The 25,318-nt window shown below is 36.4% G+C and carries 17 protein-coding genes, 3 tRNA genes, 4 rRNA genes and 1 other RNA gene; all 25 read right to left on the minus strand.

The window, feature by feature from the left end:
• Positions 1-28 precede the first annotated feature (28 nt).
• The 25 genes from ACKF5P_RS08600 to ACKF5P_RS08720 all read right to left on the minus strand — a co-directional run bounded on the left by ACKF5P_RS08600 (position 29) and on the right by ACKF5P_RS08720 (position 25,258).
• The gene (locus ACKF5P_RS08600) at positions 29-2,389 is read right to left on the minus strand and encodes an endonuclease MutS2 (RefSeq protein WP_408954804.1); all 2,361 of its coding nucleotides are present in this window, start codon (positions 2,387-2,389) and stop codon (positions 29-31) included.
• Positions 2,390-2,476: 87 nt separating this feature from the next.
• Positions 2,477-3,427 (minus strand): Nif3-like dinuclear metal center hexameric protein, encoded by a 951-nt coding sequence (locus ACKF5P_RS08605; protein WP_408954805.1) that lies wholly within the window; start codon positions 3,425-3,427, stop codon positions 2,477-2,479.
• A gap of 34 nt (positions 3,428-3,461) precedes the next feature.
• Entirely contained in the window at positions 3,462-4,289 is an 828-nt protein-coding gene (locus tag ACKF5P_RS08610; RefSeq protein ID WP_408954806.1) for a S1 RNA-binding domain-containing protein, read from the minus strand.
• A gap of 37 nt (positions 4,290-4,326) precedes the next feature.
• Entirely contained in the window at positions 4,327-6,000 is a 1,674-nt protein-coding gene (gene polX, locus ACKF5P_RS08615) for a DNA polymerase/3'-5' exonuclease PolX (protein ID WP_408954807.1), read from the minus strand.
• A 16-nt stretch (positions 6,001-6,016) separates the two neighbouring features.
• Positions 6,017-6,505, minus strand: coding sequence for a CvpA family protein (locus ACKF5P_RS08620; protein ID WP_408954808.1), 489 nt, complete (start codon positions 6,503-6,505; stop codon positions 6,017-6,019).
• Positions 6,505-6,882 carry a cell division protein ZapA gene (locus tag ACKF5P_RS08625; protein WP_408954809.1) on the minus strand — a complete coding sequence of 126 codons (378 nt, stop codon included), beginning with the start codon at positions 6,880-6,882 and terminating at the stop codon, positions 6,505-6,507. Before ACKF5P_RS08625 ends, ACKF5P_RS08620 begins: the two co-directional genes overlap by 1 nt.
• 153 nt (positions 6,883-7,035) lie before the next feature.
• Positions 7,036-7,111, minus strand: a tRNA-Gly gene (locus tag ACKF5P_RS08630).
• A 5-nt stretch (positions 7,112-7,116) separates the two neighbouring features.
• A tRNA-Tyr gene (locus ACKF5P_RS08635) sits at positions 7,117-7,201 on the minus strand.
• A gap of 52 nt (positions 7,202-7,253) precedes the next feature.
• A 5S ribosomal RNA gene (gene rrf, locus ACKF5P_RS08640) occupies positions 7,254-7,370 on the minus strand.
• A 201-nt stretch (positions 7,371-7,571) separates the two neighbouring features.
• Positions 7,572-7,647 (minus strand) — tRNA-Glu (locus ACKF5P_RS08645).
• A gap of 41 nt (positions 7,648-7,688) precedes the next feature.
• Positions 7,689-7,805 (minus strand): 5S ribosomal RNA (rrf, locus tag ACKF5P_RS08650).
• Between the two features lie 252 nt (positions 7,806-8,057).
• A 23S ribosomal RNA gene (locus ACKF5P_RS08655) occupies positions 8,058-11,017 on the minus strand.
• 186 nt (positions 11,018-11,203) lie between these two features.
• Positions 11,204-12,728: ribosomal RNA gene (locus ACKF5P_RS08660) — 16S ribosomal RNA — on the minus strand.
• The 16S, 23S and 5S rRNA genes sit together here with 3 tRNA genes alongside, the layout of an rRNA operon.
• Before the next feature lie 454 nt (positions 12,729-13,182).
• Positions 13,183-14,256 (minus strand): tRNA 2-thiouridine(34) synthase MnmA, encoded by a 1,074-nt coding sequence (mnmA, locus tag ACKF5P_RS08665; RefSeq protein ID WP_408956646.1) that lies wholly within the window; start codon positions 14,254-14,256, stop codon positions 13,183-13,185.
• A 31-nt stretch (positions 14,257-14,287) separates the two neighbouring features.
• Positions 14,288-14,725 carry a Fe-S cluster assembly scaffold protein NifU gene (nifU, locus tag ACKF5P_RS08670; RefSeq protein ID WP_408954810.1) on the minus strand — a complete coding sequence of 146 codons (438 nt, stop codon included), beginning with the start codon at positions 14,723-14,725 and terminating at the stop codon, positions 14,288-14,290.
• Positions 14,726-14,775: 50 nt separating this feature from the next.
• Positions 14,776-15,942, minus strand: coding sequence for a cysteine desulfurase NifS (gene nifS, locus ACKF5P_RS08675; RefSeq protein ID WP_408954811.1), 1,167 nt, complete (start codon positions 15,940-15,942; stop codon positions 14,776-14,778).
• 95 nt (positions 15,943-16,037) lie between these two features.
• On the minus strand, positions 16,038-16,499 hold the full coding sequence (locus tag ACKF5P_RS08680; RefSeq protein ID WP_408954812.1) for an RrF2 family transcriptional regulator: 462 nt from the start codon (positions 16,497-16,499) through the stop codon (positions 16,038-16,040).
• A 406-nt stretch (positions 16,500-16,905) separates the two neighbouring features.
• Complete coding sequence (locus ACKF5P_RS08685) at positions 16,906-17,523, minus strand: YczE/YyaS/YitT family protein (protein WP_408954813.1); 618 nt, start codon at positions 17,521-17,523, stop codon at positions 16,906-16,908.
• Between the two features lie 2 nt (positions 17,524-17,525).
• On the minus strand, positions 17,526-18,149 hold the full coding sequence (locus ACKF5P_RS08690; protein WP_408954814.1) for a YigZ family protein: 624 nt from the start codon (positions 18,147-18,149) through the stop codon (positions 17,526-17,528).
• A 44-nt stretch (positions 18,150-18,193) separates the two neighbouring features.
• Complete coding sequence (locus ACKF5P_RS08695; RefSeq protein ID WP_408954815.1) at positions 18,194-19,492, minus strand: replication-associated recombination protein A; 1,299 nt, start codon at positions 19,490-19,492, stop codon at positions 18,194-18,196.
• A gap of 144 nt (positions 19,493-19,636) precedes the next feature.
• On the minus strand, positions 19,637-20,209 hold the full coding sequence (locus ACKF5P_RS08700) for a 5-formyltetrahydrofolate cyclo-ligase (RefSeq protein ID WP_408954816.1): 573 nt from the start codon (positions 20,207-20,209) through the stop codon (positions 19,637-19,639).
• Between the two features lie 97 nt (positions 20,210-20,306).
• Positions 20,307-20,487: non-coding RNA, 6S RNA (ssrS, locus tag ACKF5P_RS08705), on the minus strand.
• Positions 20,488-20,598: 111 nt separating this feature from the next.
• Positions 20,599-22,386: an aspartate--tRNA ligase gene (gene aspS / locus ACKF5P_RS08710; RefSeq protein ID WP_408954817.1), complete on the minus strand. Its 1,788-nt coding sequence runs from the start codon at positions 22,384-22,386 to the stop codon at positions 20,599-20,601.
• Between the two features lie 16 nt (positions 22,387-22,402).
• Positions 22,403-23,665 carry a histidine--tRNA ligase gene (hisS, locus tag ACKF5P_RS08715; RefSeq protein ID WP_408954818.1) on the minus strand — a complete coding sequence of 421 codons (1,263 nt, stop codon included), beginning with the start codon at positions 23,663-23,665 and terminating at the stop codon, positions 22,403-22,405.
• Positions 23,666-23,695: 30 nt separating this feature from the next.
• Positions 23,696-25,258: a peptidylprolyl isomerase gene (locus ACKF5P_RS08720; RefSeq protein ID WP_408954819.1), complete on the minus strand. Its 1,563-nt coding sequence runs from the start codon at positions 25,256-25,258 to the stop codon at positions 23,696-23,698.
• Positions 25,259-25,318: the final 60 nt, after the last annotated feature.

Genomic DNA, 25,318 nt, shown 5'->3' on the forward strand with positions numbered 1-25,318 from the left:
AAAAGGAGGGCCAGCTGGCCCTCCTTTTTTAAAAGTTAACTATTGTTACTCCTATTCCACCTTCTTTAGGTCGTCCTAATCTATATTCTCTAACTCCAGAATATTCTTTTAATCTTTCATGAACTACTTCTCTTAGTGTACCTGTTCCCTTCCCATGAATAATCTCTGCTTGATTCAAATTAGTCAGCATTGCATCGTCCAAATACTTATCTAATTTATTTTTAGCCTCTAGAGCCCTTAAACCACGCAAATCCAACTTAGGAGATATATTTCTTGATTTAACTGCCTTAATATTGCTAGCATTAGTCTTTTTCTCATTCTTTTGTTTAGATCTTGTAACTTTTTCCAGCTCCCTTAAATCAACAGTTAACTTCATTATTCCTGCTTGTACAACTGCCTCTTTTTTATCTAGATACAACTCTATTACTTCTCCCTCTTTATTTAAACTTCTAACTTTAACTTGATCACCTATCTTTAACTTAGGGGTTTGACGTGCCTGCCTAGCTTCTTCTGCCAATTTATTAGCTTTTTGCTTAACTTCCTTTCTTCCTTTCCTTAATTTGCTCTTAGTAGCTTCTATCTCTCGATCTGATAAGCGCTGTTTTTCCTTCAATTCATCAATAATCTCTTTTGCTTGTTTTTGGGCCCGTTTAATAACTTTATTAGCTTCCCGATAGGCTTCTTTTAGCTCCTTCTCTTTTCTCTCCTCTAAACTCTTTAACTTAGTCTCATATTCATCCTTTAATTGCTCAACTTGTTGCTTCCTCTCTTCAGCTTCTTCCCTTTTATCATGGTACTCTTTCTTATCACTCTCTATCTCTTTAATTACTTGATCTAATTTAGCCTCTTCTTGATTTAAAAACTTGCTAGCCTCTTCTATAACTTCATCCTTCAAACCTAACCTGCTAGCAATTTGAAAAGCATTACTACGACCAGGCAATCCCATCTGCAAATTATAAGTAGGTTGTAATGTCTCTACATCAAATTCAACCGAAGCATTTTCTACACCTTGATTATTATAAGCATAACTCTTTAATTCACTGTAGTGAGTAGTGGCAATTGTTTTAGCCTTCTTTTGATGCAAATAATCCAATAAAGACATTGCCAGTGCTGCACCTTCTACCGGATCAGTCCCAGCCCCTAACTCATCTAATAAAACTAAAGAATCCTCCTTTACTTGATCAATAATCTTAGTTATCTGCTTCATATGAGAAGAAAATGTACTTAAATTTTGCTCTATACTCTGTTCATCACCAATATCAGCATAAATCTGATTAAAAACCCCCACCCTAGAACCGGACAAAGCAGGGATATGTAAGCCCGATTGAGCCATTAAAGTCAATAATCCTACTGTCTTTAAACTAACCGTCTTTCCTCCAGTATTTGGCCCGGTAATAACCAAAGTATTAAACTCTTTTCCTAAATGAATATCAATAGGAACTACATCTTCAACCAATAATGGATGACGTGCTTTTATTAAATCAGTATTCCCTTCTTGATTTAACAATGGCTCAGCTGCATCTAACTCTAAACTATACCTTGCTTTAGCAAAGATAAAATCTAAAATCGCTATTATCTGAACTGTATCTTTAATTTCCTCTAGCTTAGCTTTAACTTTAAAACTAAGCTCTTGTAAAATTCGATAAACCTCTTGTTCCTCCTGAGATATCAACTGTCGCAACTTATTATTAAGTTTGACAATAGGCATTGGTTCAATAAATAATGTCTGACCACTTGCTGATTGATCATGTACAACACCTGGGAATTTTTGTTGGTATTCCCGTTTGATAGGTATGACATATCGCTCATCTCTAATTGTAACTACTTGCTCTTGAATATATTTTTGGTAGCGATTAGAATTAATCATTGAATTTAATTTATCTTTAATTCTATCACTGACCTTTCTCATCTCAGTTCTAATCCCCCTTAATTTAGAACTAGCTGAGTCCTTAACATTTCCCTGATTATCAAGAGCAGATTTAATACTCCTTTCAAGCTTTTTAAACCTACCGATTGAAGTGGCTATTTTTATTATTCTATAATACTCACTATCTTCATCATCTAAGCTTAAAAAATAATTATTCAATCTATGTCCTGTAATTAATGTATTTAATATAGCTAATAGTTCTTGTCCAGTTAAAACTATCTCCTTATCGATTTTCTTTAAATAAGAACGAATATCACGAATTCCAGCTAAAGGAGGTTCATCTTCTCTAATTAGAATCTTCTTAGCTTGAGTTACCTCTTCCTGCCTTGCTGTAATATAATCTAGATCAGTGGCAGGCTTTATATTTTCAACAAAGGTTTCAGTCAATTTAGATGTAATATATTCTTTTAGCTGCCCTTTGATTTTTTCAAATTCTAGAACATTCATTGCATGTTTATCCATTAATTAACTCATCCCCTTATCTAAAAACTAAGTAAAAGCCTTTAATCTGATCAGATTAAAGGCTTTTATTTTAATGCCTAAAAAATTTTATCTACTAACACGTATTAATCCTGAACAAGGAATAACCTCAACACCCTGCTCTTCCAATCGATCAGCAAATAGATTCATTCCTACTGAATCACTTGCCATATGTCCAGCAATAATTACATTAATATGATTCTCCTCTGCTTTCTTACGATGCTCTTCTCCAATATGCATACAAACTAAAGTTCCCACACCAGCTTGGGCCAACTTCTCAAAAGCTTTTTTAGAACCACCTGTTCCTCCTGTCATCTCTACTACTACCTTACCCGCACTTCTTTTCTCATCCCCAACGACTACATTAGGGCCAGCTTTTAACTTAGTTGCTTCCTTATATTCAGGAACTTCCTTTAACACTTCAAGAACATCTCCAACAGTATCAACTTCAGCTTGATCAATCTTCTCTTGTAAGAAGTCAACAACCAAATTATCTGACGGCGTATGAACACACATTAACGCTAAATTGAATAATTTAGCTGCATCTCTTGCCTTATTATGATTCAAAGGCATCACGCTTCGCTTCACCTCACCGATCCTTTTAGCCATAATCCCCTCAGCTACATTGATCGGCACGCCTAAATCATGCAAAATTTCCTCTTGCATATGCATTACTTCATGTAATCCAGCCAATGCTTTACCGCCTGGATGATGAGCAATTACAGCATCTATCTTAGTTCCTTTTTCAGTCAATCTATCTGCTAGCAAAACCTCTCCTGTATCAATATCAATCCCCATTAAGACCCTTTCAACCTCTGCTTCTTTATCTCCTGTCAAAATTCTAGTATCAGGATAAGGATTCTCTAAACTAGCTTGATCAAAAAATTCCTTTTCCTCCTCATCTAACTCAGCATATTCTTCTTCTACTTTTTTTAATACCTTTTCCACCTCAGCCTTATCTCGAGGATCAACCTCCATACCTAACTCTACTGCTAATTGATAAATCTCATTTAATTTCATCACGCAACCTCCTAAGCATAACTTTCATTATATTTTATTTTTTTAGCTTAATACCTTCTTTAGTTATATCTATAATTTTTTCTTTATACAGTCCACCAATCGCCTTCTTAAAACTACCCTTACTCATCTCTAACCTATCCTTAATTGCTTGCGGTGAACTCTTATCATGCAAAGGTAAAAAACCCTCCTCTGTTACTAATTGATTAAGAATCTTTTCTTTAGCATCTTCGATCCTACCATATCCTATCTTTCTAAGACTGGCATCTATCTTATTATCATCTCTAACCTTCTTAATATATCCTGTAATCTCTTGTCCTACTTCTAACTCTCGATAAAGATCATTATTATAGATCAATCCATAATATTTATTATTAATGATCACTTTAACCCCTAAATCAGTAAACCTATAAATTAAAAGCTCTACCTGATCACCTTCACTGATATCTACCTGCTCTTGTTCTATAAATTTATCAAGTCTTTGACTAGCAGTTATTCGCTCAGTCTGTTGATCCAAAAAGACCCTTACAACATAACTGTTACCCTCTTTCATCTTACCTTCCTGCTCCGCAAAAGGTACAAATAGATCTTTTTCTAAACCCCAATCTAAAAAAGCACCTACTCGATTGACATCCTTAACCTCTAAATGGGCAAAATCGCCAACTTTAGCCTTAGGACTCAATGTAGTTGCAATATTTCTCTCTTGAGAATCCTTATAAATAAATACTTTTAACTCATCCCCAATTTCAGTTCCATTAGGAACATACTTAAGTGGTAATAATACCTCTTCATTATCAATATTTAAATACACTCCAAAATCTGTTCGCTTTATTACTTCTCCCTGATTAAACTTTCCTAATTTCACTATTACAATTACAACTCCTTTATAATTTATTATTAATTTAACTTCTTAATGTATCCTTCAATTTCTGCAAATCAAATGTATTTACTACGTCTTTACTCTCTAACCATCCTTTTCGGGCAACCCCTACTCCATATTTCAAATTATCCAATTGTCTAACGTGATGAGCATCAGTATTAACCACAAACTTGGCCCCTAAGCTTTTAGCTAGCTTAGCATGTTCAGCATTTAAATCCAATCTCTTAGCTGCCGAATTAATTTCTAATATAGTATTTGTTTCAACTGCTTTTTTAATTACTCTTTCCATTTCAACCGCATATGGCGGTCGCTTTAAGACCAAACGTCCAGTAGGATGTCCTAAGATATCAACATAAGGATTCTCTAAAGCTTTAAAAATCCCCTCTGTTATTCTAGTAGTAGAATTATTAAACCTTCTATGTATAGAAGCAACCACAATATCTAATTCCTCTAAAACTTGATTATTATAATCCAATCCATCTTCTAAAATATCAACTTCAATCCCTTTTAAAATAGTTATCTCCAATTTTTGATTCAGCTTATCAATCTCTTCTGCTTGCTTTTTTAATCGCTCCACACTCAGTCCATTAGCTACCCTCAGCGACTTACTATGATCACAAATAGCTAAATACTGATCACCTCTCTGTTGGCAAGCTCTAGCCATTTCTTCAATTGTATGTCTTCCATCACTCCACTGGGAATGCATATGTAAATCCCCTTTAATATCATCCAATTCTATACTTTTGGGAAGCTTATTTTGCTGTGCGTATTTCAAGCTGTCTAAATCATCTCTTAATTCAGGAATAATGTAAGGAAATCTACCAGCTTTAAAGATTTCTGTTTCACTTTTAAACTGAACAGTTGACTCCTTCACTGTTGAAAAATCGAGCACTTCTTTTAAACTTTGATTATACTTCCTAGTTCCCGTTAGTTCAAATAATTTAAGATAAAAGTTTTCTTTACTTGTTATTACAATTCGAATTACTATTCCAAAATCAGTCATTAAAATAATTTCTTCACTCTTTTGTAATTGTAATTCAAAAAAAGCTAACTTTTTCACAATGTTAAAAACTTCAGAAAAATTACTACTTGCTACTACCAGTATAATTTCAGTTATCACTTCTAAATTTCTTCTCATTTCCCCTGCAAGTTTGACTTTTGATACCGCTTCTAACTGACTTAAATAATCAATTACTCCACTTGCCAGTTCAGTAGCTAAACCTAAATCAACTTTCCCTCTATTTTTCAGTAATCTATTAACTCCTTCTAAAATCTTCTCTTCTGTTTTAGCTCCTATTCCTGAAAGCTGTGATAATTGTCCTAACTCTGCCTCAGTTTTCAAATCAGATAAATTATCAATTCCTAACTCTTCATAAATTTTTCGCACCTTACTAATACCCAAGCCAGGAACATCAAGTAAAGTAATCAAACTAACAGGATATTTATCTATAAGTCTTTGATAATAATTACAACTACCCGTTAAGACTATTTCACTTATCTTTTCAGCCAAGCTTTCTCCAATTCCAGATAAAGAATCTACCTCTTCTTTATCTACCAAGTACTTAATATCAGCCTCTAAACCTTTAACTACCTTACTAGCCTTTTCATAAGTAGCCACTTTATATTTATTTTCCCCTTTGATTTTTAACAAGTTAGCTATATTAGATAAGATTAAACTGACATTTAAATTATTCATCTTTGTGCCTCCAAGATCAATATTGAGAAAATTCGATTATTTTTTCTTCAATTACAGGGCTTATTTGTAATAACTTAGGAGTCAAATAAGATAATTCTAACTGTTGTTCTATCATTTCTAATGGTATCATTTCTAAAATTAAAACTAGAATATAACTGATTGCAAACGCTTTAAAAAATCCCACAACTACTCCTGCCAAGTTATCAACAAAAGATAAAAGAATAATATCTAAAAACTTATTTAAAAGAGAACCAATATAATTAATAATGAAACTAACAACCACAATAATTACTAAAAAAGAAATAACTTCTGCTAATCTAAGTTCCAAATTAAATTGCTGAGTAACAAGATCAGCCACAATAGAATACTGCTCTAAAGCAATATAAGCTCCTAATATTACCCCTAAAAATGATGTTATTTGCTTGATTAACCCTAAATAATATCCTTTTATCATAAATATAAGAAACAAGCTAAAAATTATTACATCAATTAAATTAAAATCCACTAATCCAGTTCTCCTTTCTCAATTAACTCTAAAAACTGATTATACTCTTCTTGAATCTTTTGGTACTTTTCTTTCAATCCCCTATATTCAGCAAGCACCTCTTCATAATTGTTCCTGGTTTTAGCATACTCTTTTTCCAGTTTTTTATACGAATCTTGAATTTTATACAGCTTATTAGCTAAATTCATAGCACCTAAAACCATAATTCTATTTCTTGGAATAGATGAATTAACTTCTTTTATTTCTTGCATATGTTCATCAACAAAAGAAGCTAAAGTTGAAATATATTCTGGCGGCTCATTACCTTTAATCACATACTCTTCTCCTAAAATTTTAACCTTAGCTTTAGCTTTATTAGAAAACTTCTCTTCACTCAATGCTATTACCTCCACCACAAGCTTTTAAAAACTAATTTAACAACTAACTATGTACTATTTCAATAAATTAGTTTAAAATTCCTCCTTTTTCACCATATAATATAAAAAACCTTGCTATCTACTAGATAACAAGGTTGATTTCTTAAAATAAAATGGAGCGAAAGACGGGATTCGAACCCGCGACCTTCTCGTTGGCAACGAGACGCTCTGCCAGCTGAGCTACTTTCGCATAAATGGTGGAGGGGGAAGGATTCGAACCTTCGAAGGCGTCGCCGGCAGATTTACAGTCTGCTCCCTTTGGCCACTCGGGAACCCCTCCATATATTCAGTTGCCATTTTTGAACTGTTAATTATTAAATCATTCATTAGAATTCTAGCAGCGACCTACGCTCCCACAAGGCTGCCCCTGCAGTACCATCGGCGCTGGAGGACTTAACTGCTGTGTTCGAAATGGAAACAGGTGTTACCCCTCCGCAATTACCACTAGAATTTTATTTAATTTATAAAAATAAAAATGTCAATTATTTTATTGATTTGGTTTATTAATTACCAATTCTAAACTATCAATTGTTCTTGTTACTACCTCCCGAGTTTTAAAAAACTAAAACTCTCCGTGGATAGAGTAGATAAGTCTTTCCTATTATGTTACTCTGCTTAACTTTAACTTGGCACCTTTGATTTAGTTGCATTGGTACCCCCAAGGGGATTCGAACCCCTGTCGCCAGGATGAAAACCTGGTATCCTAGGCCACTAGACGATGGGGGCATATCAGGTCAATTAATAGATAACAATTATCTATATTTAAATTCTGGCAGCGACCTACGCTCCCACAAGGCTGCCCCTGCAGTACCATCGGCGCTGGAGGACTTAACTGCTGTGTTCGAAATGGAAACAGGTGTTACCCCTCCGCAATTACCACCAGAATCTTGTTCAATTAATAATTAATATCTAATATTGAACAATTAAGTTCTTCAAGTGCTTTTGACTTTAATTATTAACTATTCAATATTCAATGCTTATTTTAAGCTTGTCTCAATTCAACAATTAATATCTTAACATTTTCATTCTTCTTTGTCAAGAACTTTTTAATAAATAAATTTCTAAGTTCTTTAACTATTCAGCATTCAGTATTAAATGCTTTATTATACATTTAAAACTGCACAATAGATATATTCTAGATTAAGCCCTCGATCTATTAGTACCAGTCAGCTGAAGATGTTGCCACCCTTATACCTCTGGCCTATCTACCTGATAGTCTATCAGGGATCTTACTAGATTCACTCTATGGGATATCTTATCTCAAGGTCAGCTTCACGCTTAGATGCTTTCAGCGTTTATCAAATCCGTACTTAGCTACCCAGCAATGCCTTTGGTAGACAACTGGTACACCAGAGGTACGTCCATCCCGGTCCTCTCGTACTAGGGACAGCTCCCTTCAAATATCCTACGCCCACGACGGATAGGGACCGAACTGTCTCACGACGTTCTGAACCCAGCTCGCGTACCGCTTTAATTGGCGAACAGCCAAACCCTTGGAACCTGCTTCAGCTCCAGGATGCGACGAGCCGACATCGAGGTGCCAAACCTCCCCGTCGATGTGAACTCTTGGGGGAGATAAGCCTGTTATCCCCGGGGTAACTTTTATCCGTTGAGCGACGGCAATTCCATGCTCTACCGTCGGATCACTAAGCCCTACTTTCGTACCTGCTCGAGTTGTAGCTCTTGCAGTCAAGCTCCCTTCTGCCTTTACACTCTACGTGCGATTTCCGACCGCACTGAGGGAACCTTGGGGCGACTCCGTTACTCTTTAGGAGTCGACCGCCCCAGTCAAACTGCCCATCTGAAACTGTCCCAACACTGGATTACAGTGCATGGTTAGAATTCCGGCACATTAAGAGTGGTATCCCACTTAAGGCTCCTTCGACACTAGCGTGCCGAGTTCATTGCCTCCCACTTATGCTGTACATAATGTACCAAAATCCAATATCAGACTACAGTAAAGCTCCACGGGGTCTTTCCGTCCTGTCGCGGGTAACCTGCATCTTCACAGGTAATACAATTTCACCGAGACCTTCGTTGAGACAGTGCCCAAGTCGTTGCGCCATTCGTGCAGGTCGGAACTTACCCGACAAGGAATTTCGCTACCTTAGGACCGTTATAGTTACGGCCGCCGTTTACTGGGGCTTAAGTTCTGCGCTTCAGCTTATGCCTAACACTTCCCCTTGACCTTCCAGCACCGGGCAGGCGTCAGCCCCTATACATCGACTTACGTCTTAGCAGAGACCTGTGTTTTTGGTAAACAGTCGCTTGGGCCTGGTTATTGCAACCTCTTCGAGCATACACCCTAATGAGGTACCCCTTCTCCCGAAGTTACGGGGTTATTTTGCCGAGTTCCTTAACGAAGGTTCTCTCGCGCGCCTTAGAATACTCTTCTAGTCTATCTGTGTCAATTTGCGGTACGGTTACCTCTTATCTGGTTAGAGATTTTTCTTGGCAGTGTAAAGTCAACTACTTCGCCTCCGTAGAGACTCCTGGTCACACCTTAAAGTTAATGACGACCCGGATTTACCTAAGTCATCCTTCTTAATGTTTCAACCTGACATACCGTTGCCAGGCTAGCCTATCTTCCTGCGTCATCCCATCACTCATAGTGATAAGGAGGTAGCATTGGAATTTTAACCAATTTTCCATCGCCTACGCCTTTCGGCCTCGGCTTAGGATCCGGCTTACCCTGAGCGGACGAGCCTTCCTCAGGAAACCTTAGACTTACAGCGAATAGGATTCTCACCTATTTTATCGTTACTCATACCGACATTATCTCTTCTATACTGTCCACAGCTCCTTCCGGTACTGCTTCAACCTATATAGAATGCTCCTCTACCATTGGTTATACCAATCCGTAGTTTCGGTGATGGACTTTAGCCCCGTACATTTTCAGCGCAAGATCACTCGACCAGTGAGCTATTACGCACTCTTTAAATGAATGGCTGCTTCTAAGCCAACATCCTGGTTGTCTATGCAATCTCACATCCTTTACCACTTAGTCCATACTTTGGGACCTTAACTGACGGTCTGGGTTGTTTCCCTCTCGACTATGAAGCTTATCCCACATAGTCTGACTCCCAAGCTTAATAAGATGGCGTTTGGAGTTTGACTGGATTCAGTAACTCTATAAAGCCCTTAGTCCAATCAGTGCTCTACCGCCAAATTATAACACTTGAGGCTAGCCCTAAAGCTATTTCGAGGAGAACCAGCTATCTCCGAGTTCGATTGGCCTTTCACCCCTATCCACAACTCATCCCATGGCTTTTCAACGCCAATGCAGTTCGGACCTCCACACGTTCTTACACGTGCTTCATCCTGGTCATGGATAGATCACTCGGTTTCGGGTCTATGACCTGCAACTTTCGCCTTTTAAGACTCGCTTTCGCTACGGCTTCACCTTCTTTGGCTTAACCTTTCGCTACAGATCATAACTCGTCGGTTCGTTATGCAAAAAGCACGCCATCAGACTTTAACGTCCTCTGACTGCTTGTAGGCACACGGTTTCAGATTCTATTTCACTCCCCTCCCGGGGTTCTTTTCATCTTTCCCTCACGGTACTGGTTCACTATCGGTTGTCAGGAAGTATTTAGCCTTAGGAGATGGTCCTCCTTGCTTCCCACGAGGTTTCTCGTGTCTCATGGTACTCAGGATACTATCTAGTCAACTCCAATTTTCACCTACAGGGCTATTACCTTCTGTGGCGTAGCTTTCCAGCTACTTCGATTAACTGAAGCTTATCCTATGACCTTTTTATGGTAAGGTCTGATAGTCCTACTACCCTGTAATAGCAATGCCCATAAGCTTGACACTATTACAGTTTGGGCTGTTCCCCTTTCGCTCGCCGCTACTTAGGGAATCGCTTTTGCTTTCTCTTCCTCGGGTTACTAAGATGTTTCAATTCACCCGGTTCCCTTCTTAAGGCTATTTATTAACCTTAAGATGATATGGGATTATCCATACCTGGTGCTCCTATTAGGACATCCTTGAGTCATCACTTGTTTGCAGCTCATCAAGGCTTTTCGCAGCTTGCCACGTCCGTCTTCGGCTCCTGACACCTAGGCATCCACCGTGCGCCCTTACTAACTTAATCTAGACGCACTATCTATTGTGCAGTTTTCAAAGTACAAATTTTAAATCTGAGGCTGAGTTTAAGTTTTAGTCAAGACAAGAACTAAGTTCTTACTTAGCCTTAAACTTGAACTTAAACTTAATTTCAGTCTCTCAAAACTAAACAATGCAAGTTCCAACTACGACTAGAGTTGAAATAACTCCTTAGAAAGGAGGTGATCCAGCTGCACCTTCCGGTACGGCTACCTTGTTACGACTTCACCCCCCTTACCAGGCACACCTTCGGCGTCCTTAGACGACTTCTGGTGCCCCCAACTCGGGTGGTGTGACGGGCGGTGTGTACAAGGCCCGGGAACGTATTCACCGTGGCATTCTGATCCACGATTACTAGCGACTCCAGCTTCATGCAGGCGAGTTGCAGCCTGCAATCCGAACTGAGATCTGCTTTTCAGGATTTGCTAAACCTTGCGGTATCGCTTCCTTCTGTACAGACCATTGTAGCACGTGTGTAGCCCAGAACATAAGGGGCATGATGACTTGACGTCATCCCCACCTTCCTCCGCGTTTTTCCGCGGCAGTCTCCTTAGAGTCCCCACCTTGACGTGCTGGCAACTAAGGACAGGGGTTGCGCTCGTTGCGGGACTTAACCCAACATCTCACGACACGAGCTGACGACAGCCATGCACCACCTGTCTTCGTGTAGTCCAAAGGACTATACCCTGCTTTCACAGGTAGTCACGGGATGTCAAGTTCTGGTAAGGTTCTTCGCGTTGCTTCGAATTAAACCACATGCTCCGCCGCTTGTGCGGGCCCCCGTCAATTCCTTTGAGTTTCAACCTTGCGGTCGTAATCCCCAGGCGGGATACTTAATGCGTTAACTCCGGCACCGAGGGGGTCGAACCCCCAACACCTAGTATCCAGCGTTTACGGCTAGGACTACCGGGGTATCTAATCCCGTTTGCTCCCCTAGCTTTCGTACCTCAGCGTCAGGTATAAGATAGAAAGTTGCCTTCGCCATTGATGTTCTTCCTAATATCTACGTATTTCACCACTACACTAGGAATTCCACTTTCTTCCCTTATCCTCAAGTCTAGTAGTTTCAAAGGCAGTTCACCGATTGAGTCGGTGGATTTCACCTCTGACTTACTAGACCGCCTGCGTACCCTTTACGCCCAATGATTCCGGACAACGCTTGCCCTCTACGTATTACCGCGGCTGCTGGCACGTAGTTAGCCAGGGCTTCCTTTAAAGGTACCGTCAACCCTAACTGTTATTCACAATTAAAGTATTCTTCCCTAAAGACAGAGCTTTACGATCCGAAGACCTTCTTCACTCACGCGGCGTTGCTCCGTCAGACTTTCGTCCATTGCGGAAGATTCCCCACTGCAGCCTCCCGTAGGAGTCTGGGCCGTGTCTCAGTCCCAGTGTGGCCGATCACCCTCTCAGGTCGGCTACCCATTGTTGCCTTGGTGAGCTGTTATCTCACCAACTAGCTAATGGGACGCGGGCCAATCTTTAAGTGATAGCATAAAAGCCATCTTTGCTCCGAAAGGAGTTTATCCGGTATTAGCTTCCTTTTCAAGAAGTTATCCCAGTCTTAAAGGTATGTTCCCACGCGTTACTCACCCGTCCGCCGCTTTACTCACTACCCGAAGGTAGCTTTCTCGCTCGACTTGCATGTGTTAAGCACGCCGCCAGCGTTCGTCCTGAGCCAGGATCAAACTCTCAATTAAAGTTTATATCATGTGCAAAAGCACATTGATTACGAGTTTGACTAGCTCTTCTTGCTTAGTTGAAACATTGCATTGTTTAGTTTTCAAAGACCGAATTGCTTGTTCAATTTTTCTGTCACTTTCTCAAGCGACAATTAATATAATATCAAACTCACTCTTGTTTGTCAAGAACTTTTTTGAAAACTTTTTTTGTCGCCAATCTTTTTTTGCGACAACATCGAGTAGTATATCACTCTACTTCGAGCTTGTCAAGAAAAAATTAAAACTTTTCTCCCTTGACCAGCACAACTAACAATTTAACATATTAGCTCAAACTTGTCAAGAAAAGATTAAATTTCTATATCTCTTGCAAGCGACAATTAATAGAATAACATTTGCATTCTAGAATGTCAAGCATTTATTAGACTTTTTTCAAAAACAAATTATAACCTAAGAAAAGGGGCTCCCCCCCTTTCTATTTAATTAATCCTCCTCCTACTACTATATCTTGGTTATAAAAAACAACAGACTGACCAGGAGTAATTGCCCTTTGAGGTTTATCAAATACTACTCTAACTTGAGCATCATTTACAGGATAAATAGTTGCCTCAGCAGCTGATGTATTATATCTAATCTTAACTTGTACCTTTAAAGAATCATGTAAACTCTCAATAGCAACCCAATTTAAGTCCTCAGCAATTAAACTTTCAGCAAAAACATCTTCATTATCTCCTACAATCACAGCATTTCTTTCTTGATCTAATTCAACGACATACCGTTTTTTATGTGTCTTTAAATCAAGTCCTTTTCGCTGCCCAATAGTATAAAAAGGAAGACCATCATGCTCTCCCAGTTTATTACCCTCTAAATCAAGAATTGGCCCTGATTCAATGATTTCAGGATAATTTTCTTTTAAAAACCTATTATAATCATCATCAGGAACAAAGCATATTTCTTGACTATCAGGTTTATTATGAACCCTAAATCCAAACTCCTTAGCTAGTTCCCTGGTTTTTGATTTTTTATATTCAGCTAGAGGAAATAAAGTATGCTTTAATTGCTCCTGCGTCATATTATATAATGTATAGCTTTGATCCTTCTTTTTGTCAACAGCTTTTCTAATTATATATCTTCCTTTTTGATTTCGATCGATTTTAGCATAATGACCAGTAGCCATATAATAAGCATTTAATTTTTTAGCTTTCTGTAAGAAAGCACCAAACTTAATCTCTTTATTACACATGATACAAGGATTAGGAGTCCGAGCTTTAGCATATTCCTCTTTGAAATTTTGAATAACTTTTTCTTCAAATAGTTCTTTAAAGTTAATAACATAAAACGGAATATCTAATTTATTTGCTACTCTTCTTGCATCTTCGACAGCTGATAAAGAACAACAACCTCCTTCATCTTCTTTAGCACTCTCAGTAGTGGGCCAAATCTGCATAGTTATTCCAATTACTTCATAGCCTTCCTCCTTTAACAAAGCAGCAGTCAGGGAGCTATCAACTCCTCCACTCATTGCTACAACAACCCGCTCCTTATTCAACATCTAATTCACCCTTTATGATCAAAGTTTATTAATTCATATCCAAAGTACATTCTTCTTCAAAGTCATGTCCATGATGATCATCTTCACCATCACCTTCTTCAATCTCGATACCTAAATAATCATTAATAGCTTTATGTAATGCATCTGCTGCTAAATTAGAACAATGCATCTTAGCTGGAGGTAATCCATCTAATGCCTCAGCTACAGCTTGATTACTCAATTGCTGAGCTTCTTCTATTGTCTTTCCCTTGATTATCTCAGTAGTAATACTGCTTGTAGCTATAGCAGCTCCACAACCAAAAGTTTTAAATTTTATATCACTAATCTTGTCATCTTCTACTTTAATATACATCTTCATAATGTCTCCACACTTTGCATTGCCAACAGTTCCTACACCATTAGGATTTTCTATCTCACCTACATTACGTGGATTCTCAAAATGATCCATAACTTTATCACTATACATCTACAGCCACTCCTTTATTATTATTTTCTATTTAATATATTTTATAAGAACTATTGATTATAAATTGGTGACATAGCCCTTAAATCAGCTACAATTCTAGGTAATCTTTTTAATACTTCTTCCACTTCTTCTTCTGTATTATATTTACCTAAAGTTAACCGTAAAGAACCATGAGCTATCTCGTGTGATAAACCCATTGCCAATAATACATGAGAGGGATCTAAAGAACCTGAAGTACAAGCAGAACCACTTGAAGCAGCTATCCCTTCTAAGTCTAACTTCATTAAGATTGATTCACCTTCAATATATCTAATACTAAAATTAATATTTCCAGGTAATCTATTAGTCCGATGCCCATTTAATTTTACATGATCAATCCTCTCTTCTATTCCATTGATCAGCTTGTCTCTTAATTCAGTTAATCTATCTTTCTTTTGCTCTAAGTTTATTCTAGCTAACTGAGAAGCCTTCCCTAAACCTACAATCGCAGGAACATTTTCTGTTGTTGCTCTTCTATTCCTCTCTTGAGCTCCACCATGTAGAAACTTTTTAATTTTTGTTCCTTTTCTTACATATAAAGCTCCTACTCCTTTTGGCCCGTTAAATTTATGGGCAGATAATGCTAATAAATCTACATTTAATTGATTGACATCAACTGGAATCGTTCCTACTGCTTGAACAGCATCAGTATGAAAGGTTATCTCAGCAGCTTTAGCAATTTCACCAATCTCACTAATTGGCTGAATAGTACCCATCTCATTATTAGCTAACATAATTGTAATCAAAATAGTTTCTTCAGTAATTGCATCTTTTACATCTTGTGGATCAACAAATCCATCTTCGTCTACTGGTAAATAAGTAACCTCAAAACCTCGCTCTTTTTCTAAATATTCACAAGTATGTAATACAGCATGATGTTCAATAGAAGACGTAATAATATGCTTACCCTGCTCTTCTAAAGCAGACACAACTCCTTTAATAGCATAATTATCAGCTTCCGTTCCACCACTAGTGAAAATTATTTCTTTTACTTCATCTGCACCAATTAACTGAGCAACCTGATCTCTAGCTTCAGTAATAGCATTTTTAGCTTCTCTTCCAAAAGAGTGAAAACTAGAAGGGTTACCGTATACTTCATTAAAATAAGGTTCCATTGCCTTAACAACTTCCTTATCCACCGGTGTTGTTGCTCCATAATCCATATATATCTTCTTCATCTCTACTCCTCCTTCATTAGTTAGTGATTAGTAACTAGTAATTAATCTCCAGCCTATAAAATCTAATTGAAGAGCTAATTGATAATTGCCAACCACTAAATATGATACATATAACCGTGCTGGGCACTATTTTGTTTAGCATTAATAGCTTCTTGCCTCAAATCTTCTAATGTAATTTCATCTAATACTTCATTAATGCTATCTTTCATTCTTTCCCAGATTATCCTAACAACACAGTCAGTAATATTTTCACACTTATCCTCTTCCACTTTATCAGATACACAATCTACTGGGGCAATTGGCCCTTCTAATACTCTAATAATATCTCCAATCGTTATTTCGGCAGGAACTTTAGATAATAAATATCCTCCATGAGCTCCCCGTACACTATTAACTAAACCTTCTTTTCTCAAGTTAGCAATCAACTGTTCTAAATAATGCTCAGATATATTCTGCCTTTCAGCTATACTCCTAAGTGGAGTTGGCCCATCACCTTGATGTAAAGCTAAATCGAACATCGCCCTTACCCCATAGCGACCTTTGGTTGACAGTTTCATTAAATCCCTCCTATTAATCCCGACCTTTGTTGTTGGTTTTGCTAAAGTAATCATACCACAGCACTAGGAATTTGTCAATACCAGTTTGAAAATTATATCTCAAGTTGTTTTTGAAGTCTTTAGCCCTATAATTCTATAATTATTTCCAAAAATAAGCATCACTCTTTACCTTATTAATTATTAACAATATCAATTATAATTATGTGCCTTCTATGATTATCCTCACTTTAATATACAACAATTCGCTATCAATAATAATGAAATTTAGCCATAAAATACAGTATAGAGCAAATTGCTTTTATGACCCTCACATAGGTTTAGATAAAACTTTTAAGGCCGATTCTTTGCTCTAGACAAATATAAAAACTTAAAGCTTTAACTCTTTTATCTAAGCCCAAATTTAGGCTTAATTATAGCAATCAATCTTTGGTTGGAGCTTATTCTTAAGTTGATTTACTTTATTTAAAGATAAACCAACAATCGGGCCAATCCCTAGAGCAATTAAGATAGTACCAATCCCAACTGGCCCACCCAGTATATAACCTATGCTCAAAGCTCCAACTTCTATCCCTCCCCTAATTATCGAAATGTCATAACTCAAATTTTTATCCAATGCCATCATCAAGCTATCTCTTGGTCCAGTTCCACAATGGGCTGATATATATAACCCTGCTCCAAAACCAAAAATAACCGTTCCTAAGATCAAATAAAAATAACGTATAATTAAATTTGTAGGACTAGATACTACTAACATTAATAGATCAATCATAAAACCTATTAGTAATATATTAGCTATTGTACCTAAGGTTGGCTTTATCTTGCCTACCACAAAACTTAATAAAATAATTACAAAGCCAGTTACTTGACCAGCTCTACCTACAGTAAAGCTAAACTGATTGCTCAAACCAATATGAAAAACATCCCAAGGAGCAACTCCTAATTCTGCCCTGATAGTCAATACAATTCCAAAACTGACTACTAAAAGACCCAACATAAACACAGTCCACTTTTGTACTAGTTTCATCCTTAAAACTCATCTCCTTTAATTTCAATTTCTGATTCCCCTTTAGTAGCTTCTTTAATCTTAGCAGTTAAACTATTAAAAAAACTGGGTTTAACCATTCCAATTACTTCAACTCCATCAGCTTTATACTCCACATTCTTGACTTGACCTGAACTACCTTCTAAATAATTAATAACTTCTCCTAATAGCTCATAAGAGATTGCAACACTAAATTTAAGATATTTAACTCTCTTTTCGATCCCAGCCTCCTTAATCGCTTCACGTACTGAATTTCCATAAGCTCTAATTAATCCTCCTACTCCATGTTTAATACCACCAAAATAACGGGTCACTACTACTACAACATTGGTAATCCCTCTACCTTCAAGCGCCTGTAAAGCTGGAGGGCCAGAAGAACCAGCTGGTTCTCCATCATCACTACATCGAGTAATCGCTTGATCAGCTAGTCCAACCTTAAAAGCAGATACGTTATGAGTAGCATCAGAAAAATCCTCTGCAACTTGATTAATAAACCTTTCTGCCTCCTGTACAGTCTTTACATTCTTGATGGAAGTTATAAATTTACATTTTTTAAACTTTCTCTCTATTCGAATATTACTTGCTACCGTCTTATAATCATCTTTCATATTATCCCTCCACAACTTAACAACCCATTATAGATTTAACAGTTTTAGTTTAAGTCTTTTAAAAACTCTTTAATCTTTTTTTCATAACCATTCTCTGTTGGTTGATAAAACTTCTGACCTTCCAACTCTAAGGGTAAATATTCTTGTTTTACATAATTATTAGGATAATCATGAGGATACTTGTAGTCAACTCCTCGCCCTAAATTGTTGGCCCCTCGATAATGATTATCCTGCAAGTGAGCTGGCACTCCTGATACTCTTTTTGACTTAACTACCTCTAAAGCTCGATCAATTCCTAGCAAAACAGCATTGCTTTTATGAGCAGTTGCAAGATAAATACTCGCTTGAGCCAACGGAATTCTAGCTTCAGGCATCCCTACATACTCAACTGCTCTTGCTGCAGCATTAGCAATCACTAAAGCTTGAGGATCAGCATTTCCTATATCCTCAGCAGCATGAACAATCAACCTACGAGCAATAAAGCTTGGATCTTCACCAGCTTCAATCATTTTAGCTAACCAGTATAAAGCTGCATCTGGAACAGATCCTCTAATACTTTTAACAAAAGCTGAAATTGTATCATAATGATTATCTCCTGTCTGATCATAATTAATAGCTTTTTGTTGGATTGAATCCTCTGCTACTTTTAAATTTATCGTCTTCACTCCTTTTTGATCAGAAGTAGTTAATACTGCCAATTCTAATGCATTCAAAGCAGTTCTAGCATCTCCATTGGCCACTCTAGCAAAATGTTTTAATGCTTTTATGGTTAATTTAATCTTGTAATCTTTACTCTCTTCTAATTTTTTTACAGCACGCTCCAATATAACTTTAATATTATCTTCAGTTAATGACTGTAAGCGAAAAATTCTAGAACGTGATAATAATGGTGAATTAACTTCAAAGTATGGATTTTCAGTGGTAGCTCCAATTAAAATAATTATTCCTTCTTCAACTGCTGGTAATAAAGCATCTTGTTGAGACTTATTAAATCTATGGATCTCATCAATAAATAAAATAGTTCTCTTAGTATACATCCCTTGTCGTTCTTTAGCTCTATTGATTACCTGACGCAAATCTTTAACACCTGAAGTTACTGCATTTAAACTTTCAAACTTAGATTCTGTTTTATTAGCAATTATCTTTGCTAAAGTTGTTTTACCAGTCCCTGGTGGCCCATACAGGATAAGCGACTGTAACCTATCAGCTTCAATAGCCCTACGTAACAACTTCCCTTCTCCTACTATTCTCTTTTGCCCAACAAATTGCTCTAAACTCTGTGGACGCATCCTAAAAGCAAGTGGTTTATTAGCATCTTTATTTTGATAACTGAATAAATCCATCTCTTTATCGCTCCTTCTTAAACTAATTTAAACTTTTATAATAGAACAAGGATATTCTTTGAGTCATTCAAAGAATATCCTTCTTAACCTTAAAATAATATATTAAGGTAATTTAGTTAGAATACTTCATCTATGTAATTCAAATTAAGAAATAACTTCTTGCTCAGTAACTACTTTATCCATGGGAATATCATATTCATCTATAACAACTTCTTCTATAATCTGAATTTGGAATGCAACAGCAACTTTATCCACCTCTGGTGCTTGTGATAAAAGTTGATCATAATAGCCACCACCATAACCTAGACGATTCAGCTCTCGATCAAAAGCCAATCCTGGAGAGACTACTAGATCCAACTCATTAGATTCTATTAATCTAACATATTCTTCTTTAGGTTCTAAAATTCCATAATTACTTTCCTCTAACTCTTGATCATAATCCTTTAATTGAGATAATAATAATTTATTCTCTTTTCGATCAGTAATAGGAACAATTACACTCTTACCTAACTTAAGAGCCTCTTTAATCATAAATTCTGTTCTAACTTCATTATTAAAAGAAACAAAAAACATAATATTTTCCGCAGTCTCAAACTCCTCTAATTCAAACAACTTCTTTTTGATCTCCATGCTCTTTTTTAACAATTCTCTATTTGTTAACCTTTGCCGATACTCCATCGCTCTTTGACGCTGTTTTTTCTTCTTTTCTACTAACATCTGCCCCCCCCTTTTTTAATAATCAGCCTCCTCAAAACAAAACTGCTAAAAATAGTTCTTTATAATAGTAAAGTCTAGCCATATGGCTAGACTTTAAGATAATTCCACAATGCCGCATCAGACTTATTGATTTGCTCTCAATTATTCAAGTGGGTGCCCTCCCATTTGATTTATATGTCCATTCTAAGATGGCTTATACGCCACAAATGGAGACCAGGCTCCCTTATAATATGGTGTTAGGCAAAACATAAACCCAATCACGAACACCGTAGAATATAGTATTCCCTTCAACTTCATCTAAATAATATCATACTTTTTCGAACATCTCAAGTAAAATTGTTCTTTATAATTAAATTTTCAATTAATGAAAAAAATGTTAATTAAAAGAGCTAATCTAACTCTATCTCTTCCTCAACTTCAAGATTTAACTCCTCTAATTGATCCTCAGCTACTGGCGAAGGAGCATCAGTCAAAATACAGGTAGCTCGTTGTGTTTTAGGAAATGCAATTACATCACGAATACTCTTTAATTTACCAAGTAACATTACTAAACGATCAAGCCCAAAAGCAATTCCTCCATGTGGTGGAGCTCCATATTCAAAAGCTTCTAATAAGAAAGAAAACTTCTCTTCAATCTCATCTTGACCCATCTCTAATAATCCAAAGATCTTCTCTTGTATTTGGCGATTATTAATTCTAATACTTCCGCCACCAATTTCAATTCCGTTTAAAACTAAATCATAAGCTTGAGCAGTAACTTCTTCAGGTGCAGTATCTAATAATGAAACCTCTTCTTCTTTAGGCATAGTAAATGGATGGTGTAAAGAAACATATCTTTCTGCTTCATCATCCCATTCTAATAATGGAAAGTCTGTAACCCATAAAAATTCAAACTGATCTTGATCGATCAACTCTAATTTTTCAGCTAGTTCTAATCTCAAATTACTTAATGCAGCAGCAACAACATCAGGAGTGTCTGCTACAAATAATAATAGATCCCCAACTTCTGCTTCCATTTCATCTAATATACCATTTAACTCTTCTTCAGCTAAAAACTTAGCTATTTGAGAGTTAACTCCATCTTCTTCAACCTTGATCCAAGCTAACCCTTTAGCTCCATATATACCAACAAAATCAGTTAGTTCATCAATATCTTTACGGGAAAAATCAGCAGCCCCTTTAGCATTGATCCCCTTTACTAACCCACCATTAGCAACCGTCCCACTGAAGACATTAAATTCACTATTCTTTACAATTTCTGAAAGATCTACTAACTCCAACCCAAATCTAGTGTCCGGTCTATCAGTTCCATAACGCTCAATTGCTTCTTGATAAGTCATGCGAGGAAATTCAGTCGGTACTTCAAGATCAACTATTGTAAATATCTCCTTCATCATCTTCTCTACCAATCCCAAAATCTCTTCTTGACTCATAAAAGAAGTTTCTAAGTCAATTTGAGTAAATTCAGGCTGGCGATCAGCTCTTAAATCCTCATCTCTAAAACAACGGACAATCTGATAATACCGTTCCATTCCAGAAACCATCAATAACTGTTTAAATAGTTGAGGAGATTGAGGCAAAGCAAAGAACTCTCCTGTATGTAATCGACTAGGCACCAAAAAGTCACGGGCTCCCTCAGGAGTACTTTTGGTCAGCATAGGTGTTTCTATTTCTAAAAAGTCTTTTTCATCTAAATAATCCCTAACAGACTTCTTTACTTGATGCCGTAGCTTTAAATTTTCTTGCATTTTCTTTCTTCTTAAATCCAAGTATCTATACTTTAACCTTACTTCTTCTCCTACATTAACTTCATCTTCTATTAAGAAAGGAGGAGTTTCAGCCTCATCCAAAATATGTAGCTCTTTTATATGAACTTCTATTTTTCCAGTATTTAAATCATCATTAATCATTTCCTCAGGACGAGCTATAACTTCTCCAGTAACAGCTATTACATATTCTTTCCTTAATTGATTAGCTAAACCAAATGTATCTTCTGCTATTTCTGGATTAAAAACAACCTGTACCAATCCAAATCTGTCTCTTAAATCTACAAAAATAACTCCTCCATGATCTCTTCTTCTTTGTACCCATCCCATTAAAGTAACTTCTTCCCCTACTTGCTTAATTCCTAAATCTTTACAAGAATGGGTTCTTACTAAATCTTTCATTCCAGTCATTATCTTCCCTCCTAAATTATTCTATTCGCTTTTTCATCTCTTGAACTAAATTATCTAATTTAATTTCTACTTGTTCTCCAGATTTCATATTTCTAATAGTAGCTACACCCTTATTTAATTCATCTCCACCTAAAATAATACTATAATTAGCATTATTTCGATCAGCACATTTCATCTGTCCTTTAACACTACGACCTAAATAATCCATCTCAACTTTCAAACCGGCTTGGCGCAAAGAATAAAGGTACTTAAAAGCAGCTTGCTCAGCTTCTTCACCAATTGTAGTAATAAATAAATCCATACTCTGATCAATTGGTAATTCGATTTCCTGCTCTTCTAAAGTTAATAAAATTCTCTCTACTCCCATAGCGAAACCAATCCCAGGAATATCACGTCCTCCTATTTCTTGGGCCAACCCATCATAACGTCCTCCACCAAAGATCGTATCTTGGGATCCTAACCCTTGATAGATAACCTCAAAAGCAGTTTTGGTATAATAGTCAAGCCCTCTCACCAACCGTGCATCCAACATATAATCAATATCTAATATATCAAGATGTTGTTGTACTTGCTTGAAGTGTTGATCACATTCCGTACATAACTCTTCATATATTTTAGGAGCATCTTGCATAAATTCTTGTTTCCGATCAGCTTTACAATCAAGAATTCGTAATGGATTACGATCATATCTGTCTTGACAATCTGAGCAAAGCTCTTCTAAGTATGGCTTAAAATAATCTAATAATTTCTTTCTATAATTTTTTCGACACTCTGGACACCCTACACTGTTAAGATGAACCTCTAAATCTTCTAACCCTAACTCAGTTAAGAACTGAACCCCCAAAACTATAATCTCAGCATCAAGAGCTGGATTATCAGTCCCTAAAGCTTCAACTCCAATCTGATGAAATTGTCTATACCGACCTGATTGTGGCCTTTCGTATCTAAACATTGGCCCAGAATAAAAATACTTACTCGGTTGAGCTTGACCATAAATTTTATTTTCTAAAAATGACCTCATCACTGAAGCAGTTCCTTCAGGCCTTAAAGTAAGACTTCTATCACCTTTATCAATAAAAGTATACATCTCTTTTTCAACAATATCAGTTGCCTCCCCAATCCCTCGCCTAAATAAATCTGTTGTTTCAAAGATTGGAGTTCTAATTTCCTGATAATTATAACATGTAAATATCTCTCTTGATTTATCCTCAAGATACTGCCACTTAGCAGTATCTTGAGGTAATAGATCATTAGTTCCTCTTGGAGCTCTAACCTTCATTTTAACCCTCCTCTAAAACCAACAAACAATTTATTCTAACTCACTACCTTCAATTTCTAAAGCTTCATCTTGTTGTTGCATCTGTTGTTGCATGTTTTCCTGTAACTTTTTTATCTTATTTAGCTTTTCATCAGCTTTTTCTTCTAATCCCATCTCTTGATAAGCATTGTACACCCTATAATAACCCATTAAATCATCACCAGATAAATCAGTAAATTGTTCATAGTTTTCAAGTGCTTTTTCATCATCTTCCTCTTGAAGATATAAATCTCCTAACATTAGATACAATTCAGCTTCATCTTCATTCTCAGCTAAACCTTGTTGATAAATATCAATTGCTTTTTCAGTTTTATCATCTTCTAGATATAACTGACCTAAATTCTTATAAAAGCTTATTTGTTCAGGGTATCTATCAATAGCTTCTTGATAAGTTGTAACTATTTGTTCTCTATCTCCCATTGCTCGATAAACTTCAGCTAAGTTATTATACAAATAGTAAGCATTTGGATTTTCTGCAATAGCAGTTTGATAACTAGCTAATGCTTCTTCATAATTACCATCTTGAGCAGCATTAAAAGCTTCAAGTTCACTATCTTTAATCTCAATTTCAGCATCTTCTTTCAATTCAACTACTAAATCATTAAGTGTTCTTTGTTGTTTATCTACTAACATTTCATCTATTAACTCTTCTCTTTGTTCAGCAATCTCTTCATCAGATGCTTCTTGTTTATCAGTCACTTTAATAATATGATATCCAAAATTAGTCTTAACTAAATCACTTATTTCTCCTACTTCCAAAGCAAATGCTGCATCTTCAAATTCAGATACCATTTCCCCTCTACCAAATGAACCTAATTCTCCGCCTTGTTGAGCAGATGGATCTTCTGAGTATTCCTCTGCTAATTCAACAAAATCTCTTCCTTCTTTGACTAATTCCAATACTTCCTCTGCCTTAGTCTTAGCTTCTTCGTCAGTCTTATCATCTGTTTGAATTAAAATATGGCTTGCTGTTACCTCTTCAAGACTCTGAATTAATTCATCTTCACTTACTTCAACCCCGTCTTGAACTTGATCTATCAACTTTTCTATTCCTTTTTGGTGTGCTAAATTAATTCTAAGATCTTCTTTTACTTGTTCAATAGTAACTCCACTTTGCTCTAGCAACTGTTCAAATTCTTCTTCAGACGATGAATACATCTCAATAATCTGATCCATTTGTTCTTCTACTTCCTCATCACTTACTACTGGATCAATTCCTCTATTTTCAACTTCTTGCAAAATTAAATGTTGCTCAATCATGCTATTTAAAACTTGATCTTTTAATTCTAAGATCTGCTCTCCACTGATCTGTCCACCATACTGTCTCAAATAATTATTCAACTGATGACTATAATCTTGATAAAGAACCTCTTCACCATTGACAACTGCTATTGGGCCAGTTTCTTGTTGTGGGTCCAACTGCTGATCTTGTGTTGCAGCCTGATTTTGATTTCCAGAAAAACCTAAATACGCTACAGTTCCTCCCAAAGCAAAAGTAATCACCACTACATAAATTACGATTTTCATATTATTTCTCAAAGAATTAAAAATCATATCAACTTCCTCCCTCTCTAATAAAAAATTTAAAATAATCCTTAATTGACCATAATTAAC

The organism is Natroniella sp. ANB-PHB2, from assembly GCF_046097105.1.
GTDB lineage: Bacteria > Bacillota > Halanaerobiia > Halobacteroidales > Halobacteroidaceae > Natroniella.

Bases quoted from the DNA above. Each gene is read 5' to 3' on its own strand.
- ACKF5P_RS08720 (WP_408954819.1), bottom strand. From the start codon at position 25,258: ATGATTTTTAATTCTTTGAGAAATAATATGAAAATCGTAATTTATGTA.
- ACKF5P_RS08685 (WP_408954813.1), bottom strand. From the start codon at position 17,523: ATGAAACTAGTACAAAAGTGGACTGTGTTTATGTTGGGTCTTTTAGTA.
- ACKF5P_RS08695 (WP_408954815.1), bottom strand. From the start codon at position 19,492: ATGGATTTATTCAGTTATCAAAATAAAGATGCTAATAAACCACTTGCT.
- ACKF5P_RS08680 (WP_408954812.1), bottom strand. From the start codon at position 16,499: ATGAAACTGTCAACCAAAGGTCGCTATGGGGTAAGGGCGATGTTCGAT.
- polX (WP_408954807.1), bottom strand. From the start codon at position 6,000: ATGAATAATTTAAATGTCAGTTTAATCTTATCTAATATAGCTAACTTG.
- nifS (WP_408954811.1), bottom strand. From the start codon at position 15,942: ATGAAGAAGATATATATGGATTATGGAGCAACAACACCGGTGGATAAG.
- ACKF5P_RS08600 (WP_408954804.1), bottom strand. From the start codon at position 2,389: ATGGATAAACATGCAATGAATGTTCTAGAATTTGAAAAAATCAAAGGG.
- hisS (WP_408954818.1), bottom strand. From the start codon at position 23,665: ATGAAGGTTAGAGCTCCAAGAGGAACTAATGATCTATTACCTCAAGAT.
- nifU (WP_408954810.1), bottom strand. From the start codon at position 14,725: ATGTATAGTGATAAAGTTATGGATCATTTTGAGAATCCACGTAATGTA.
- ACKF5P_RS08605 (WP_408954805.1), bottom strand. From the start codon at position 3,427: ATGAAATTAAATGAGATTTATCAATTAGCAGTAGAGTTAGGTATGGAG.
- ACKF5P_RS08690 (WP_408954814.1), bottom strand. From the start codon at position 18,149: ATGAAAGATGATTATAAGACGGTAGCAAGTAATATTCGAATAGAGAGA.
- ACKF5P_RS08700 (WP_408954816.1), bottom strand. From the start codon at position 20,209: ATGTTAGTAGAAAAGAAGAAAAAACAGCGTCAAAGAGCGATGGAGTAT.
- aspS (WP_408954817.1), bottom strand. From the start codon at position 22,386: ATGACTGGAATGAAAGATTTAGTAAGAACCCATTCTTGTAAAGATTTA.